The following is a 17,301-nucleotide window of genomic DNA, read 5'->3' as shown; positions in this document are numbered from 1 at the left end:
TATAAACCCTGACGTCAGGGTGAATCAGTAAAGAAGGACACCCACAGGGGGTGCCCTTTCAGGTTCAGGACACGCTTTTTTTATGTCTGCGCAGCCAGATTAATTTGTAGGCGGCAGGAATAATGAACAGGGACAGCAGCGGAGCCGTGATCATCCCACCAATCATGGGTGCCGCGATACGGCTCATGACTTCTGAACCTGCACCGGTTCCCCAGAGTATTGGCAGCAGACCCGCAACGATCACCGCCACGGTCATGGCTTTCGGCCGGACACGCAGTACGGCACCATGATAGAGGGCTTCATCAAGGCCTTCCGGTGTGAACGTCTCTTTACGGGACAATTTCGGGTGCGCTTCAATGGCATGACGCAGATACATCAGCATGACCACGCCAAACTCTGCTGCCACCCCGGCCAGGGCGATAAACCCGGTTCCGGTCGCCACTGACATATGGAAGCCCTGCCAGTACAGGAACCATATCCCGCCAACCAGGGCAAACGGCAGGCTCATCAGGATCAACAGGGCTTCATCAACCCTGCGGAATGCCAGATATAACAGGATGAAGATGATCATCACCGTCATCGGTACCATCAGTTTTAATTTCTTATTGGCGTGCTCGAGTAATTCAAACTGTCCTGAGAATGCCACACTGGTCCCCGGTCTCAGTTTCACTTTCTCACTGATGGCCGTCTTAATATCGTTCACCACCGACACCATGTCCCTGCCGCGGGCATCAACATAAATCCAGCTGGCTGGCCGGGCATTTTCGGTTTTCAGCATGGTTGGTCCGGAAACGACCTTAATATCGGCAACATCGCCCAGCGTAATTTGCTGCTTCATTGGGGTCAGGATTGGCATCTCTCTCAACGCCTGCGGACTGTTACGGTAATCCTGCGGATAGCGAATGTTAATAGGGTACCGGGCCACGCCTTCAACCGTCTCACCCACCATAGCCCCACCGATTGCTGAAGAGACGAACAGCTGGACGTCGCCCACAGTCATCCCGTACCGGGAAGCTTTTTCCCGGTTAATGTCCACATCAATATAACGTCCACCTTCCAGTCGTTCAGCCAGTGCGGAAACCACACCAGGTACGGTTTTAGCGACTGCTTCGATACTCTGTGCTGTTACATCGATATCCGACAGAACAGTACCCGATACCTTAATACCTATCGGACTTTTAATGCCGGTTGAGAGCATATCAATACGGTTACGGATAGGCGGTACCCAGAGGTTGGCCAGACCCGGTAAACGGACGGTCCTGTCGAGTTCTTCAATAATCTTGTCAATCGTCATGCCTGGACGCCACTGATCCTCAGGTTTCAGTTGGATGGTGGTTTCCATCATTTCGAGCGGAGCAGAATCCGTGGCGGTCTCAGCCTTACCGGTCTTGCCAAAAACTGAGGCCACTTCAGGCACCGTTTTGATTAGTTTGTCCGTGGTCTGTAAGAGCGCAGCAGCTTCTCCAGGAGACACGCCAGGTAACGTTGACGGCATATACAACAGGTCACCTTCGTTAATCTTCGGTAAAAACTCGCCGCCCACCTGACTCAGTGGCCAGATAACAGTGAAAATGGATAAAGCCGCAACCAGCAGGGTTGTTTTTGGCCAGTGTAGTACCCTGAGCAGTAACGGGTGATACGCTTTAATCAGCAACCGGTTCAGTGGGTTACTGGTCTCAGCAGGAATTTTCCCGCGGATCCAGAACCCCATCAGAATAGGGATAACAATGATTGCCAGTATGGCTGCACCCGCCATGGAATACGTTTTTGTAAAGGCCAGCGGACCAAACAGACGCCCTTCCTGCCCTTCCAGGGTAAAAATAGGAATGAACGATAATGTGATAATCAGCAGGCTGATAAACAGCGCTGGACCCACTTCAACGGAGGCGTCAGTGATAACCTTCCAGCGGGTGGCATTATCAATCTGTTCCCCGGGATGCTGATGGTCCCACTCCTCAAGCCGTTTATGCGCGTTTTCGATCATGACGATGGCGGCATCCACCATCGCTCCGACGGCTATTGCAATCCCTCCCAGCGACATAATGTTGGCATTCAGCCCCTGGAAGTGCATGACGATAAAGGCGATACACAGGCCAAGTGGCAGAGAAATAATCGCCACCAGGGCAGAACGGACATGCCAGAGGAACAGTGCGCAAACGACAGCAACAACGATAAACTCTTCAAGAAGCTTGTAACTGAGGTTGTCAATCGCACGATCGATTAACTGGCTGCGATCGTATGTCGTTACGATCTCCACTCCTTCAGGCAGGCTTGCCTTCAGCGTGTCCAGTTTATCCCTCACCGCCGTAATGACTTCGCGTGCATTTTTGCCCGAACGCAGGATCACCACTCCGCCAGCGACTTCGCCCTGACCGTTAAGCTCAGCGATACCACGCCGCATTTCCGGTCCCATTTGTATGCGGGCAACATCACGCAGGTAAACAGGTACTCCATTTTCCCCCGTTTTCAGGACGATATTTTTGAAATCATCAATAGTCTGAAGATAACCGCTGGCCCGGACCATATACTCTGACTCAGCAATTTCAACAGATGAGCCACCGGCTTCCTGGTTAGATGAGCTAAGAGCTTGTTTTACTTCTGGCAGACCGATGCCGTACTGCGTCAGTTTTACCGGGTCAAGCTGGATCTGATACTGCTTAACCACGCCGCCTACGGATGCAACTTCAGCGACATTAGGAATGGTTTTCAGCTCAAACTTCAGGAACCAGTCCTGCAGAGAACGCAGTTCTGAAAGGTCGTGTTTTCCGCTGCGATCGACAAGGGCATATTCAAAAATCCAGCCCACACCCGTGGCATCCGGACCGATTTCAGAACTCACCCCGGCGGGCAGTTTTCCCTGAACCTGATTCAGATATTCCAGCACGCGGGAACGGGCCCAGTACAGATCGGTGCCGTCTTCAAAAATGACATATACATACGAATCACCGAACTGTGAAAAACCACGCACAGTTTTTGCGCCAGGTACGGAGAGCATGGTGGTGGTAAGTGGATAGGTGACCTGGTTTTCTACAATCTGCGGGGCCTGGCCGGGATAGCTGGTTTTAATAATGACCTGCACATCTGACAGGTCAGGCAAGGCATCGACCGGCGTGTTAATAATCGTCCATGTACCCCAGATGCTGAGAAACAGGGCCCCCATCATGACCAGGAAACGGTTGGCGACAGAGCGCCGGATAATCCATTCAATCATCGTCGTCTCCTCAGTGCCCTGAATGCCTATTTACAGGCTGGTCAGACATTGCTGGCATACTGCTTTCTGTTTTTTCAGGATGGCGCATACGTTCCAGCGCGCCCGTAATATTGGCTTCGGAGTCAATGAGGAACAGACCACTGACCACCACGGTATCGCCTTCATTCAGGCCGGAGCCGATGCCGGACTGTTGTTGTGATTCATGCAGAACGTGGATCTGTTTCGGCACAAACTTGCCTTCATCATCAACAGTAATCACGCGCTGTTCTTTGCCGGTATCGATAACGGCCTGGCTTGGTATCAGCAGCATCTCCTGGCTCTTGGTATTGAGTTTCAGATAGGCATTCATGCCCGGCTTGAGAAACTCATCCTTATTAGAAACCTGGAGACGGACCTGAAGCGTACGGGTTGTCTGATCCACGCTGGGAAGAATGTTCCATTTTTCGACATGGAATGTTTTATCCGGATAAGCCGGTACCGAAATTTCAAACTGCGACGTATCTTTCAGCAGATAGGCGATAGATTCCGGCACTGCAGCGCTGATCCAGACCGGGTCCATCCCCTGAATCTGAGCCACCACCTTATCTTTCGAAATATTCATGCCGGTGCGCAGGTCAAATGCAGTAATGACACCATCAATAGGTGCTTTAATGGTAAAACGGGTCTGGATTGTGCGGGTTGAACGCAGTCTTTGAATATCCTCTTCCGGCATACCAGCCAGACGAAGTCGCTCCAGAACCCCTTTTATCTGGGTTGGCGTACCGCCTGTACCGGATAGCAGCAGGAACTCACTTTGTGCCTCAACCCATTCAGGAATGGTGATATCGATAAGCGGAGTGCCTTTCTTCACATGATCGCCAGTAGTCAGGGGATACACTTTTTCGACGAAACCGTCAGAGCGCGCCTGCACAATGACAAACTGATATTCGTTGTAACTGACATTAGCCGGAATTGTCTGAGAATAATTCAGCATTCCTCGCGTGACTTTTTGCGTTTTTAATCCCAGATTCTGAACCTGGGTTGGATCGATACGGATCCCGCCATTGCTTTTATCGCCACTTTCATCAGCATATTTTGGCACAAGGTCCATATCCATAAAGGGAGATTTTCCGGGTTTATCAAATTTGGTATCCGGTTTCATCGGGTCATACCAGAAAAGTACCTTTTTCTCCGGTGCCTTTTGTTCTGTTTGTACTGTTTTTTGTGATGAGTTTACATACTGCCAGGCAGTAACCGATATCAGCCCTCCTGCTAGGAGGCTGCTGATAATTATTGCAGCATATTTTATCTTTAAAGAAGCCATACAATTTCTCGCTGAAAAATCAAAACACCTGGCATATGCGCCCGATCATTCATTCACAGTAATCCCTTAATGAATGTTCAGGCGCACTGGATGTATTCGCTCCGGACAGTCAATCAGGATTGCGTAACGTTAATGCTTTTGAGTAAGGAGATATTGCCCTGCTGAATAAACGAGAAATCGACATGGTTGCCGATTTTCAGGGCATTGATAGCGTCGTCTGCATTAACAAAAGTGAAGCGCATGGTCATTGCAGGCCAGCCCACCGCAGGGATTGCTTCGTGCGAAATGGTGATCTTTTTACTATTCATATCAATGTCTTTAACGACACCGGTGCCCTTGATAACCTGCTGTACCGAAGCATCACTGGCAGCATTCATATCGCCATGCTGATGTGTTTCAGCATGAAGACCGGCAGAAAACATGACAGAGAAGGCACCAAATAAAACAGCTTTAAGTGAATTACGCATTTTTAATTTCCTGATTAATTAAATAAATTTATTCTACCCAACCGCCACCCAGCGCAGTAAACAGATTAATTTCGTTAACCTGTCGGGAATAGGTAAGATCGAGAATGGTTTGCTGCGTAGCGAAGAGGGAACGTTCTGCATCCAGCACTTCGATGTAACTGACAGCACCACTTGCATACAATCCTCTGGCTCGCTGGAGAGTTATCTGAAGTGAATCAAGATAACGCTGCTGTGACTCAAGTTGCTGGCTAAGGCTGTCGCGCAGCGCAAACGTGTCGGAAACATCCTTAAAGGCGGACTGAATTTTTTGTTCGTAATTAACCACCGACTGTTGCTGGCGAATTTCTGCCAGTTTGAGATTGGCTTTGTTCCTGCCGGCATTAAAAACAGGAATGTCAATTTTAGGGATAAAATTCCACATTCCGCTTCCTGGCGTGAAGAGACTGGACAGCTCCGTACTGCTTGCGGAAAGGCCACTGGTCAGGGTAATGGACGGGAAAAAGGCCGCCCGCGCTGCGCCAATATTCGCATCAGCAGCTTTCAGCTGGTATTCCGCCTCCATAATATCCGGTCGCTGCAGCAAAATTTGTGACGACAGGTTTGATGGCAGTTTAACTGGCGCGGTCTCACCGCCTTTCATCCCTTTTTCTGGCGGCAGTGCACGGTACGTTCCCAGCACCAGTTGCAGGGCATTGTTTGCCTGAGCCAGATCGCCTTCTCGTTTGGCTATCTCAGCGCGGGTACTTTCGATTTGTCCCCTGGCCTGTTCAAGCGCCAGCACATTCGTACTCCCGGTCACGAGCTGTTGCTCAACGAAAGCATAGGACTGTTCGTAATTTTTCAGCGTTTCCCGCGCGATACGGAGTTGTTCATACGCCAGTTGCTGGCTGAAATAGCTTTGTGAAACGCTGGAGACCAGCAGGATATGTACAGCCCGACGGGCTTCTTCGCTGGCAAAGTAGTTCTGGCGATCAGCGTCACTCAAGTTCTTGAGCTTGCCGAAAAAATCGAGCTCATAGCGGAGTTCCAGACCCGCGTCGTACTCCTGTGTGGTCGGCTTGTCGCCTTTCAGACCACCGCTGTAGGTGATCCCGGATGAGGCATTCAGCTGGGGATAACGATCTGCATCCGTGACGTTGAACTGGGCCCGGGCCTCTTCAACCTTCAGGGCAGCCATTCTCAAATTACGGTTATTAGCAAGGGCTTCCCCGATCAGCCGGGTAACCTGGGGATCGACAAAAAAGTTACGCCAGCCCGTATCCTGATAACCATTCACTGCTGGCATCAGGCTGTTTCGGGACAGTGAAAACTGCTGGGGTACCGGTGCTGCCGGGCGCTGATATTCAGGTGCCAGAGAGACACAACCGGTCAGGATGAATATCGTGCTAATGCTGAGTAATTTTAATTTGAACATAACGCTTCTCGTCCAGGCAGACCTGGTAAATGGTTCAAATGAAGTCCAGAGTATTGATAGGGGTACTTTACCGAACGCTCTCTGTTTGTCGGGTGACAGGATAATGACAATGTTGTCATTTTTGCTGTAATCCGTTGATAATGATCGTGGGCGCAATAGAATGACCTTAGCAGCCAGCCGGGGAGCAAGATGAAAATATTGATCGTCGAAGACGAAATTAAAACAGGTGAATATCTCAGCAAAGGGCTTAGAGAGGCAGGGTTCGTAGTGGATCACGCTGATAATGGTCTTACCGGATATCATCTCGCCATGACAGCCGAGTATGATTTAGTCATTCTGGACATCATGCTGCCTGATATGAACGGCTGGGATATCATCCGGATGCTGCGCACTGCCGGAAAGGGTATGCCGGTCTTACTGCTGACGGCCCTCGGCACGATCGAACACAGGGTCAAAGGACTGGAACTGGGTGCGGACGATTATCTGGTTAAACCCTTTGCGTTTGCCGAACTGCTAGCCCGGGTGAAAACCCTTCTGAGGCGGGGAAACACGATGATCACGGAAAGCCAGTTTAGGGTGGCTGGTCTCTCGATTGATCTCGTATCCAGAAAAGTCAGTCGCGCCGGAAACCGCATTGTGCTCACCAGTAAAGAGTTCAGCCTGCTGGAATTTTTCATTCGCCATCAGGGAGAGGTTCTTCCCCGTTCCCTGATTGCCTCTCAGGTCTGGGACATGAATTTTGACAGCGACACTAACGCGATTGATGTCGCCGTAAAGCGACTCCGCGCTAAAATAGACAACGATTACGAGACAAAGCTGATCCAGACAGTCCGGGGCGTGGGCTATATGCTGGAGGTCCCGGATGCATAGCAAACCTTCCAGGCACCCTTTCTCACTCTCCCTGCGGCTGACCTTTTTTATCAGCCTGTCCACGATACTGGCTTTTATCGCCTTCACCTGGTTTATGCTGCATTCTGTTGAAAATCATTTTGCCGAGCAGGATGTCAGCGATCTTCAACAAATCAGCACCACACTGAACCGTATACTCCAGTCCCCGGAAGATCCAGATGAAAAAAAAGTAAGCAAAATAAAGGAATCGATTGCCAGCTACCGCAACGTTGCCCTTTTGCTCCTCAATCCCAGGGGTGAGGTGCTCTTTAGTTCAGCGCAGGGGGCAGCACTACGCCCGGCCGTGAATTCAGCAGATTTTAGCGAGCACAGCCACGCACGGGATGTCTTTCTCTGGACGGTGGAGGATCCTGCGAGACCGATGGATACCGGGTCTGAAATGAAGATGGAAACATACCGGATTATCGCCTCCTCTGGCCAGGCGATATTTCAGGGCAAACAGCAGAACTATGTCATGCTGACTGGCCTCTCCATTAATTTCCATCTCCATTACCTCGATGCGCTGAAAAAAAATCTGATTGCGATTGCCGTCGTGATAAGCCTGCTGATTGTTCTGATCATTCGCATCGCTGTCCGTCAGGGGCACCTGCCCCTTCGTAATGTCAGCAATGCCATTAAAAGCATCACCTCCGAGAATCTTGATACGCGGCTGGAACCGACACGCGTTCCCATTGAGCTGGAACAGCTGGTTATCTCGTTCAATCATATGATTGGAAAGATTGAGGATGTCTTTACCCGCCAGGCCAATTTCTCTGCCGATATCGCGCACGAGATCAGAACGCCCATCACCAATCTGGTGACGCAGACTGAAATCGCACTGAGTCAGGATCGAACCCAGAAGGAACTTGAGGATGTCCTCTACTCCAGTCTTGAAGAGTATAACCGGATGACCAAAATGGTCAGCGACATGCTGTTCCTGGCGCAGGCGGACAATAATCAGCTTATACCTGACAGGGTCCGGTTTGACCTCAGAGCAGAAGTCATGAAAGTCTTCGAGTTTTTCGAAGCCTGGGCCGAAGAACGCAATATCACGCTCAAATTTAACGGGATGCCCTGCCTGGTTGAGGGAGATCCACAAATGTTCAGAAGAGCGATCAATAATCTGTTATCCAATGCCCTGCGTTATACCCCGGAGGGACAGGCAATCACCGTCTCAATAAGAGAGCAAGAGAGCTTTTTTGACCTGGTGATTGAAAATCCGGGGAAACCAATCCCTGAAGAGCATTTATCAAGGCTTTTTGACCGTTTTTATCGGGTGGATCCGTCCAGACAACGAAAAGGAGAAGGCAGCGGCATCGGCCTTGCAATTGTGAAGTCAATCGTGGAAGCACATCACGGAAGAGTGCAGGTGGAATCGGACGTACGCTCAACTCGTTTTATCTTATCCGTGCCCAGACTGGAGCAAAGGATTCCGGAGCCCCAACACTGAGAATAAAGATTTAAATGACAAAGATGTCATTAGCCTGTCATGCAGCAAACAGAAGCCATTCGATACTTATCAGGAAGGCTGGATTGCTTCATCAATACCCGGCGTCAGAGTACGCCAGGAAATGAATATCCAGCCAACTCCCGGAGAAATAAACACTGCCGGACTTGTTTCAGTTATGGAAATGAAAATATAGGTTGTGCTTCCCCCGGACAGGGACACCTTCGGTCAGAATTCCCTTTTCTTTAAACCAATTATGGTGCCCGACAGCATAATCGTGGATCTCAGACCAACCTTCGGCGCCAGCAATCACACCACACAGAGTGACGAACAATACATCATGCAACGGGTAAGTCACTTTGGCAGATTGTCGGCTGTCAGCAATCGAGTTGAAATGTGATGTGAAGGCTTCAAGGTACATGCTCTTATGCTCTCTATAAGAAAAAGAGAGCATAAGAGCATAATCGATGCCGTCCGTCTAATTTAGCTCAAAACGGTTAAAATATATTCACGATCTCGCCCTGCTTATGTTTGTAACCCCCCAGGGCCGGATTATAAATTGTTAAATTGGTTAACAAACCTATCCAGTCGAACGAATTTCATTCGATTATGGATGATTTATATCAATCAATAATCTCGCATTAAGTCGACTTAAGAACAAAATAGCTAAATGTTAACAGAATTTACAAAGCATAATCTCACCCTGTGTAACCCCCTGGTTCTAAAATACATTCAAGATGAATTTTTTTGTAAACGTAGATATTGATAAATTATCAAATAACAAGTTTTTCAACTTTAATCATCTAGACGTATTTTCATATAAAATTGTAAACCCAAGCACACCCATTAACACGACCTGAATTTACAATTACAATATAATTATTAGGGAATTAACATTTGTCAAAAACATTTACAACCTTTAAAAGCTGTAAGTGAATTTCGTTCTTAAATCTGTAGCGTCTTTTTGATTGTTTTCATAATCCAATATTGAAAAATCAATTGATATACCGATATTTTCGAGTTTACCATCAAATTGATATGCAAGATTAACCGTCCATTCATTTAAATCTTTTCCCACTATGGGATTGTCAAAAGATGTATAAAATATTTTACCTTTAAGATTAGAGATAGCAGAACCTAACCCCAATTGATACGAATTTGTTCCAGATTCAAATGCCCCAACACCCGCAGTTTTAGTAGTGGCAGTAAACTGATAATAAGCTCCTTGACCAATGCCTCTAAAAACTCTATTATCTCCTTCATTTCCTCCAGCTAATGTATAACCAGCAAAAAAATCTACTCCTCCCTGACTGAAACCTACTTTAAAGCCCAAAAGATCATTATCGACTAGTTCATTTTTATCCCACTTAGTTTTGTAATATTGCATTGCAATATAACTGTTAAAGTTAGTTGGCAATGTATATTCGACATCCGCATAAAGTGCTTGGACTTCATTTATTACATTTGCGTACTGTGAGTTAACTTTGAATTTTTTAGCGATTCGCTTGTTAACTTGTACGAAAAAAACGCCATCATTACCTATTTTATAAAAATCGCCAGGAGAGCCAGAACCATTAAAATCAAAATCAACAAATTCATTATCAACATAAAACGATTTATCTGTTCGAGTCTGATATTTAGTCACATATCCAATCGAAATATCAGTACCATCAAAATGACTTGAAGACACCTGATACATTTCAAAAGATTCATTTATCAATCTTGAACCTGAGTTAGCGATAAGGGGTGATGAAAAGTGTTGTCTACCTCCAGAAAACACAGTATCACCAAACTGATACTTCAAAAAAGCTTCCGATAATACAAGACCTTGTGCGTTCATATCTCCCGCAGTTGTATCATCATCATCATTGATATTACTAACGTATGACCCCTGTACCTCTCCTCCCAATTTAAACCCATTAAACTCTGATGTATTAAAAGTAACATTACCACCATTCACCCAAATCGAGCTATTCTCTGTATTTGAATCGTCAAAATCTTGTTCGAAATAGTACGATCTCGCTGTACCTCCAACATTACCATTGTGTATCCATTCAGAAAAACTCTCAATATCATCATTAGAGAGTGCATTATTACTCATTGCTAATAACACCAAAAATATTTATTATATTTAAACATACAAACCTTATTAACGTTAAGTTACAAATAAGAAACTATATTAAGTAAAACTAAAATCAAAGATAAACAAATAAATTACAAACCCAATCGATAATACAAACTAGAGCATTTTTAACAGTGATCTATTTAACAAAAAAATATCAAACCGACATAAATATTAATTTAAAATAAACATAGGTTTAAAACCCAAGTTTAAAAACTTAGGTAGAAAAATTATATGAAGACGCAAGTTTAAAACCTGAGCTAAAAACCTAGGAGAATAGAGCGTTAAAGCATATATTTAAAAAACAAAAAAACAAACGACCAAAAACATCAGGCCAATATCAATAATGTGAATTAGCTCAATATATATATAACCACAATCGTTACAATAAAAAAAGCGAGGCACGTTTAAATAAAAATATTTTATAAACTATATAGGATAACTCAGACCATGATTAAAAAACACATTCTATTAGCACTTATAGTTGCATATTCAAGTCAATCATATGCCACAATAATAAATGCAGAAACGTTTAAAAATTTAGACTATAAGAGTGCTGTTACAACAGCACATACACTATACAAAAATAATGAAGGGATAATGATAAAAGTATTACCCGATAGAATAGTTGCAACTTTCTCAGATGGTAAAAGTAGTTCTGTAGCAATACCAAAAGATCAATTCTTTCTTTCAATAGCTCCGTACATTAATAGTTCTCATCCATGTACGAATCATGTTTTAACAGGTTGTACCGGAGAGATAATAAATCAAACAATGAAAGTTGTCATGACTGATACTGACACAGGTGAAACATTAATAGACAAAAAAATGACGACACAACGTGATGGATTTATAGACTTTTGGGTTCCAAAAGATAAAAACTTAGCATTTAATATTTACTATGAAGCAAAAGACGGAAGCAAAAGAGTGGCGAGAGAAGTATTGTCTACTTTCAATAACGATAGAACTTGCATTACAACTATGAAACTTATTTAAAATTAACATTTAAATATGGCTTGTAAAAGGACTGGAATTACTCCGGTCTTTTTTATATAAAAAATGGAAATCCTTTTCCATAAAATATCATGCATTAACATGACGTGAGTCTTTGTGGTTTTCTTGGGAACACTACCTACAAAGGAACTCAAGATAATCCTTTATCTGGTTGATGAAATTCTTATTAGTTACGACCAGTGCACGTGGGTTATTTTCCAACTACCATCCACTTGTTTAATTAACACAAGCGTTTCCATGGTCATCGAGTCAATACTTTTACCCTTATATTCACCTTGGGCGTGACTTATTGACGTTGAAATAGCAATGTCACCCGTAATCGTTATTTGGTGTTCTTTTGGCGTTATGGTTAACCCTTTTAAGTAAGCCATATCCGCAAGCATATGATGATTGGCATAATCCGTAAGTGAACGTTCTACTTTTCCACCTTCATAAATTTGAACATTGGCTGCTAATAACTGCCTAACAATAACCTCATTGCCCGCTTGTAATGCAGCATGAAAATGTTTGACAACATTGCCCGCGGCGGAATCAACACCGATAAACGCTTTTTGTTCTATCGGGTGTGTTTCATCACCATGGGCGAAGCTCAATGAGCTTTGTCCTGCGGACATCAGTAATATCCCGGTCGTTATGAGTATTGTTAAAGGGCTATTTTTCATTTTTATCTCTCTGTTAATTTATAGTGATTATCCAAGGCTCATAGGACCTAGCACGCTCGAAAGTACCGCTGTTGTCGCTAATATCAGTACTGCTATTAATGCTTCTAATCCAATCGATTTTTGTAGTTTTTGTTTTGCGAGTAATGTGTTCGCAATCGTTAATTTAGGTACTAAAACCAATTTATGCCATGCTGCTATAAGCAAAATGATAGCCACCAAACAGAGCTTGATGGTGACCGCAATACCATAATCGGAACTGATTAATTCAGTGGGACTATCAAACAACATCCACACCATTCCCATGCCTGAAAGCAACACTAGAATGACAATCACTATGCCTAAACGACCAAATGTATCCATGACATTTTTTATGACGATGTGGTCATCGGTGCAGCATAATTTCCATAATGGATAAAAAGCGCCTATCCAACTGCCAATGATCAACACGTGTATCAATATTAAGCCTTGAGCAAGCAATCCCAGTTCGGTGCTATGGCCAATAAAAGTAAACGTGACAGCAATTAACAGACAACTGAGAATCGCTAATACCGCAGAAAACGTTTTGATATAACGGTTCTTATGTAACAGTAAACCACTAGCCACTAGCATTAACCCAAAACCGATTAAGCGCCAAAGCACCGTTTGCCCTACCTGGGTTGGCCACAGAAAAGCATGCATCTGCGCATCAAATATTCCCATCAAGCCGTTTTCAGCAAAAGCCCCTACTTGCGCAAAATAATTGATACTAACGGCAATCAATCCCAATACGGCACCTAGGCCGGTATATTTTGCAACGCTAATGCTCAGATTAAGTTGACCCTTAATGAGGTATTGCATCAATGTGCCGCCAATAACAGCGGCAACACTCAGATAGATAACCCATTTAGATATCAACACCGATATTTCAAATACGGTTAATATCATGTTTACTCATCCACTTATTGATGTGCAGTGTGCTCGCTAGTCTCATGCTCCATTGTCATAGGCGGTGCACTGCGAGTGTTCATGCCAGAGTCGTGAAGCATAAAGCTCATGTTGCCTTTCATCTTATGACCGTCATCACCCATGATCATCCAGTTAACTGTGTAATTAGCTGCGTTTAATGCTGGTAGGGCGAATGAAAATTCAGCTTGACTGGCCGCACTTGAAGGTAATGTTAACGGTACGCTTTGCTGCTTCTCATCTTGCATTGTTAATTTGACCAAACGTACCGGAGCCGTAAAGGTCAGTTCAAGCGTTGTTGGGGCTTGACTTAGCATGGCACCGTTAGGGGGCATAGAACTGCTCAGTCCGACATGAGCAAATGCTGAAGCACTCAGGAATAGACTTGTTACGACTAAAACGTTGTTAAATAATTTCATGATATTTCCTTTTATATTGTTTTTAACGATCGAAAAACGGTTTACATAAATGATTTAATATTGGCTTAGCTAACATCTTGGCGCCAAGCTTATAACTCAGTGTACGAACGAGGTCTTAGAACCACGCGCTAAAACCAATAACAAACTGGGTTTCTTGTGTATCTTCCCCTTCACTTCGGGCGTAATCGGCGGTATTACCGAGCTTCTGACGCCAATCAACACCGATATAGGGTGCGAACTCTCGAACAATCTCGTATCTCAATCGCAGCCCTGCACTGACGTCAGATAAGCCTGAGCCTATTCCAAGTTCAGCATCGTCCTTACCAAATAAATTAACTTCTACTTCAGGTGTGAGTATCAATTTTTGAGTGATTAACAGTTCATATTCCGCACTCAACCGCATAGCCGTACGGCCTTGTTCACCGATGAATAAGGCCGCGTCAATATCAAAAAAATATGGCGCTAACCCTTGAACCCCAATCACAGCCCAATTACGGTTCGGCGTCGGTTTGATATCGGTTTTAATACCGAATTGTACATCCCAGTATGGTGCGATGGGCTTACTGTAAAGAGCCTGAATTTCAAGGTCTTGCTTATCACTATTTGAATATTCACCTTCGGTTTTAAGCCACAACTTATTCAAATCGTAACCTAACCAGGCTTGTGCACTAAACTGGGTAGGATCTTGCGGATCCACGCCTTTTTCAAATTGATCCAGCATGACTTTTGTTAATAGAGGATCATCATTACCGCCGGCAAACACAGCTGAGCTAGCCAATGAGGCGCTCAGACTCAACAGTCCCAATGCCACTAAATTCGTTTTATTCATCTGTATACCCCTTTGTATACCCCTTATTTCACCACGACTTTTCTGAACATGCCTGGCATGTGGAATAACAAGTGGCAATGATATGCCCATTGCCCTTTTGCATCGGCGGTGACTAAGTAACTGATCTTAGAACCCGGCTGAACTAATACCGTGTGCTTACGGGGAATAAAATCAGGGTCGCCTGTCTCTAACTCACTCCACATACCATGCAAATGCATAGGGTGAGTCATCATCGTGTCGTTCACTAAGGTGATCCGCAGTCTTTCTCCGTATTCAAACTCTAATGGCGCGGCGTCCATAAATTTCACCCCATTCACAGACCACATATATCGGTTCATATTGCCGGTTAAATGCAGTTGAATTTCGCGGCTAGGTTGGCGCGTGTCGTAGGTAGGATGTAAGCCTTTAATATCGCCATAAGTTAATACTTTGCGATTAAATTGTTGTTGATGGTCACGCAATCCAATCCCGGGATCGTGTAAACCACTTTTTGGCGCATCTGCACGCATATCCACTTGTGGGCCGAACTCGGTGTCAATGTGTTTAATTTCATTGTTACTGCCAAAGCCTGCAAGCCCTAGTCCTGAGACTGTCGCTTTCGCAGCGTCCATGGCCATTTTGCTGTGATCCATGCCTGACATATCACCGCCACCCATAGCCATCTTGCTGTGATCCATGCCTGACATATCACCGCCACCCATAGCCATCTTGCTGTGATCCATGCCTGACATATCACCAGCGCCCATGTCCATTTTGCTATGATCCATACCGCTCATATCCATATCACTCATATCCATGCCCATATCACTGTGGCCAAGGACTGGCCTTGGATCCATTGGGGGAATAGGAGCATGTAAACTGGCATCTGAGGTAAGGTTACCTACCGTAAAGCCGGTGCGGTCAATACTTTGAGCGAAAATACAATAGGCATTATCAACCTCTGGCTCAATAACCACATCATAGGTTTCAGCAACACCGATTCGAAATTCATCCACAGATACCGGTTGAATGTTCTGACCATCACTGGCGACAACACTCATTTTGAGACCCGGTATACGTACATCAAATATGGTCATAGCAGAACTATTTATAAAGCGTAAGCGCACCTTCTCACCTTGTTCAAACAACCCTTGCCAGCCCTGTTGCGGAGGATTGCCATTCATTAAATAGGTGTAAGTTGAACCCGTAACATCAGATATGTCTCTGTCACTCATGCGCGCGTTATTCCACATCGAACGAGCGTTCCACGTATTGGCTAAGCCATTTTTATTCACGTCAGAGAAAAAATCCATTACCGTACGCTCACGGTAATTATAGTAATCGGCTTGTTTCTTTAATTTGGCATAAATGTTTTCAGGGGCTTCGTCAGACCAATCTGACAGCATGATCACATAGTCACGGTCATATATAACCGGATCGGGGGTCGCTGGATCAATCACAATAGCGCCGAATAAACCGGTTTGTTCTTGATAGCCTGAATGACTGTGATACCAATATGTGCCACTTTGCTGGACGGTAAATTGATACTCAAATGTTTCACCGGGTTTAATGCCATCAAAGCTAAAGCCAGGCACACCGTCCATTTCGGTGGGTAAAATAATACCGTGCCAGTGAATAGAGCTATCATGGTCGAGATTATTTTTTACTCTTAAGGTGACTGTTTCACCTTCTTTCCAACGTAATAACGGCGCGGGCAGTAATTGGTTTACCACAGTAGCTCGAGCAGATTTCCCGGTAAAATTAACCATTTTATAGTCAATTGTTAAGTCAAACACTTTGCCAGAGAGCTGGCTCAACGATTGGCTTAACGCATTGGCAACGGCATTTTTAGGGAAAGGGATCGACATCAATGCCAACATGGCGGATGCACCAAACACAAACCGGCGTCGGCTGTTGTTGAGTTCACTGTTTGTCATTTGAATCATGGGTTTTATCATGTATTGCGATTTCATTGTACAGACTCCTCAAGCGAGTTCACTTGGGCGTAAACTTCACTACTGCCATCTTTTTTCAACAGTAAGACTTGATATGGCATAAATTTATCTTGGTACTCCATGCCAGGGCTGCCCACTGGCATAGCGGGTACGGTTAAGCCGATAGCATCTTTAGGAGGGGTGGCTAAAAAACGACTAATGAATTTTGCAGGGACATGCCCTTCAAACACATAACCTTGAGATGACACAGCGGTATGGCAAGATTGCATTGAAGCAGGAATGCCCTTTGACTGTTTAAACTCATAAAGGTTGTTAATATTGTGGGCACTAACACTAAATCCACGCTCACTAATATGCGTTAGCCATTTCTCACAACAGCCGCAATTAGCATCTTTATAAACGGTGAGTAATGGCTCCGTAGTGCCGGGCTCTGCTGCACGGGCAATTAATATCCCTCCCATAGTTTGCAGAATAAAAATAGTACCTATGACACGAAAAAAACTAATAGAATTGCGATATAGAGCAGACATAATATTGCCTCCAAATCAAATTTCGTCACATTAAACAACGCGGTTTAATGTCAGTTTATTAACCAAAAGGTTAAAAAATTGAAACTACATGATTGGCTAGGACAGCTAGCAAAAAAAAG

The 17,301-nt window shown here is 44.9% G+C and carries 14 protein-coding genes and 1 pseudogene; 3 read left to right on the top strand and 12 right to left on the bottom strand.

Features of this window, described 5'->3' with window-relative positions:
• Window positions 1-64 precede the first annotated feature (64 nt).
• From silA to silC, 4 genes are all read right to left on the bottom strand, one after another.
• Window positions 65-3,211, bottom strand: a complete 3,147-nt coding sequence (gene silA / locus SHEWANA3_RS22495; RefSeq protein ID WP_011711636.1) for a Cu(+)/Ag(+) efflux RND transporter permease subunit SilA — start codon at window positions 3,209-3,211, stop codon at window positions 65-67.
• A 10-nt stretch (window positions 3,212-3,221) separates the two neighbouring features.
• Window positions 3,222-4,514, bottom strand: coding sequence for a Cu(+)/Ag(+) efflux RND transporter periplasmic adaptor subunit SilB (gene silB, locus SHEWANA3_RS22490; RefSeq protein ID WP_011711635.1), 1,293 nt, complete (start codon window positions 4,512-4,514; stop codon window positions 3,222-3,224).
• 113 nt (window positions 4,515-4,627) lie between these two features.
• Window positions 4,628-4,981 carry a cation efflux system protein CusF gene (gene cusF, locus SHEWANA3_RS22485; protein WP_011711634.1) on the bottom strand — a complete coding sequence of 118 codons (354 nt, stop codon included), beginning with the start codon at window positions 4,979-4,981 and terminating at the stop codon, window positions 4,628-4,630.
• Between the two features lie 28 nt (window positions 4,982-5,009).
• Window positions 5,010-6,395: a Cu(+)/Ag(+) efflux RND transporter outer membrane channel SilC gene (gene silC / locus SHEWANA3_RS22480; RefSeq protein WP_011711633.1), complete on the bottom strand. Its 1,386-nt coding sequence runs from the start codon at window positions 6,393-6,395 to the stop codon at window positions 5,010-5,012.
• Between the two features lie 189 nt (window positions 6,396-6,584).
• On the opposite strand from silC, the gene silR reads away from it, so the two are divergent.
• Complete coding sequence (gene silR / locus SHEWANA3_RS22475; protein ID WP_011711632.1) at window positions 6,585-7,265, top strand: copper/silver response regulator transcription factor SilR; 681 nt, start codon at window positions 6,585-6,587, stop codon at window positions 7,263-7,265.
• Window positions 7,258-8,733 (top strand): copper/silver sensor histidine kinase SilS, encoded by a 1,476-nt coding sequence (gene silS, locus SHEWANA3_RS22470; protein ID WP_011711631.1) that lies wholly within the window; start codon window positions 7,258-7,260, stop codon window positions 8,731-8,733. The genes silR and silS overlap by 8 nt, the downstream gene beginning before the upstream one ends.
• Before the next feature lie 208 nt (window positions 8,734-8,941).
• Here the strand turns inward: silS and SHEWANA3_RS22465 are convergent.
• Both SHEWANA3_RS22465 and SHEWANA3_RS22460 read right to left on the bottom strand, forming a co-directional pair.
• A pseudogene (locus SHEWANA3_RS22465) lies at window positions 8,942-9,151 on the bottom strand (transposase family protein); the annotation flags it as partial.
• A gap of 498 nt (window positions 9,152-9,649) precedes the next feature.
• Window positions 9,650-10,831, bottom strand: coding sequence for an OprD family outer membrane porin (locus SHEWANA3_RS22460; RefSeq protein WP_140418344.1), 1,182 nt, complete (start codon window positions 10,829-10,831; stop codon window positions 9,650-9,652).
• A gap of 471 nt (window positions 10,832-11,302) precedes the next feature.
• On the opposite strand from SHEWANA3_RS22460, the gene SHEWANA3_RS22455 reads away from it, so the two are divergent.
• A complete protein-coding gene (locus SHEWANA3_RS22455) occupies window positions 11,303-11,848 on the top strand; it encodes a CueP family metal-binding protein (protein ID WP_011711628.1) in 546 nt (181 codons plus the stop codon).
• Between the two features lie 188 nt (window positions 11,849-12,036).
• Here the strand turns inward: SHEWANA3_RS22455 and SHEWANA3_RS22450 are convergent, their stop codons facing one another.
• The 6 genes from SHEWANA3_RS22450 to SHEWANA3_RS22425 all read right to left on the bottom strand — a co-directional run bounded on the left by SHEWANA3_RS22450 (window position 12,037) and on the right by SHEWANA3_RS22425 (window position 17,182).
• Window positions 12,037-12,480 carry a nuclear transport factor 2 family protein gene (locus tag SHEWANA3_RS22450; protein WP_011711627.1) on the bottom strand — a complete coding sequence of 148 codons (444 nt, stop codon included), beginning with the start codon at window positions 12,478-12,480 and terminating at the stop codon, window positions 12,037-12,039.
• A 75-nt stretch (window positions 12,481-12,555) separates the two neighbouring features.
• Window positions 12,556-13,452: a CopD family protein gene (locus SHEWANA3_RS22445; protein WP_011711626.1), complete on the bottom strand. Its 897-nt coding sequence runs from the start codon at window positions 13,450-13,452 to the stop codon at window positions 12,556-12,558.
• Window positions 13,453-13,466: 14 nt separating this feature from the next.
• On the bottom strand, window positions 13,467-13,889 hold the full coding sequence (locus SHEWANA3_RS22440) for a copper resistance CopC family protein (RefSeq protein WP_011711625.1): 423 nt from the start codon (window positions 13,887-13,889) through the stop codon (window positions 13,467-13,469).
• Window positions 13,890-14,004: 115 nt separating this feature from the next.
• Entirely contained in the window at window positions 14,005-14,718 is a 714-nt protein-coding gene (locus SHEWANA3_RS22435; RefSeq protein ID WP_011711624.1) for a copper resistance protein B, read from the bottom strand.
• 23 nt (window positions 14,719-14,741) lie between these two features.
• Window positions 14,742-16,670, bottom strand: a complete 1,929-nt coding sequence (locus tag SHEWANA3_RS22430; RefSeq protein ID WP_011711623.1) for a copper resistance system multicopper oxidase — start codon at window positions 16,668-16,670, stop codon at window positions 14,742-14,744.
• The gene (locus tag SHEWANA3_RS22425; RefSeq protein ID WP_011711622.1) at window positions 16,667-17,182 is read right to left on the bottom strand and encodes a DUF411 domain-containing protein; all 516 of its coding nucleotides are present in this window, start codon (window positions 17,180-17,182) and stop codon (window positions 16,667-16,669) included. The genes SHEWANA3_RS22430 and SHEWANA3_RS22425 overlap by 4 nt, the downstream gene beginning before the upstream one ends.
• Window positions 17,183-17,301: the final 119 nt, after the last annotated feature.

The sequence above is a fragment of the Shewanella sp. ANA-3 genome (assembly GCF_000203935.1).
In the GTDB taxonomy this organism is placed as follows: Bacteria; Pseudomonadota; Gammaproteobacteria; order Enterobacterales; family Shewanellaceae; genus Shewanella.
The sequence above is the reverse complement of the archived record's forward strand: the minus strand, read 5'-3'. Positions and strand labels throughout refer to the sequence as shown.